Genomic DNA, 543 nt, shown 5'->3' with positions numbered 1-543 from the left:
ATATGACAATAAAATTCGCCTAGACGGTTTTGATGAGTTAAGGGAAAAGATAGTAAGGCTAATAGGAGGTCACACGTTAACATTCTATAAAATCAAAAAAGTGACCTAGGGGTCTGATCAATGTCTGATAACAAAGTTATTTATATCTCTTACGGTCAATTGCGGCTGTGCACTCCCAAAAGACAAAGATGCCAATTGGTTTTGCACAATCTTTGATCTTAAAGCACTATACAAGTAATTAGTATCTATCTCTTTCGATGCACATCGAATCAAAACCATTCCAGAATTTATTCTTAAGTGTTGGTAGTTCACACTTTCATTGTAATATGCAAAATGTCCAACTGATCCTCTTGTGGTTAATACTATATCATTAAGTTTTAGTTTCCCTTTCCTAAGAGATTCATCTTTTGACTGTGAAATGCATAATTCGGGGCTATCCGATCACTGAATTCGGGATTATCCGATCACCTATTTCGGCATAATCCGATCATCGAATTCGGTATTGTCCGATCATTTTTTGCTTAAGTCCGAAATGAGTGATCG

1 protein-coding gene is annotated in these 543 nt (G+C 36.1%); it reads right to left on the bottom strand.

The genetic code is table 11. The features are described from left to right. Positions 1-117 precede the first annotated feature (117 nt). A complete protein-coding gene (locus D5018_RS22470) occupies positions 118-420 on the bottom strand; it encodes a restriction endonuclease subunit S (RefSeq protein WP_121840995.1) in 303 nt (100 codons plus the stop codon). Between the last annotated feature and the right edge of the window lie 123 nt (positions 421-543).

Source organism: Parashewanella curva, assembly GCF_003675895.1.
Classification (GTDB): Bacteria; Pseudomonadota; Gammaproteobacteria; order Enterobacterales; family Shewanellaceae; genus Parashewanella; species Parashewanella curva.
This window is presented reverse-complemented; position numbering and strand designations above follow the sequence as displayed.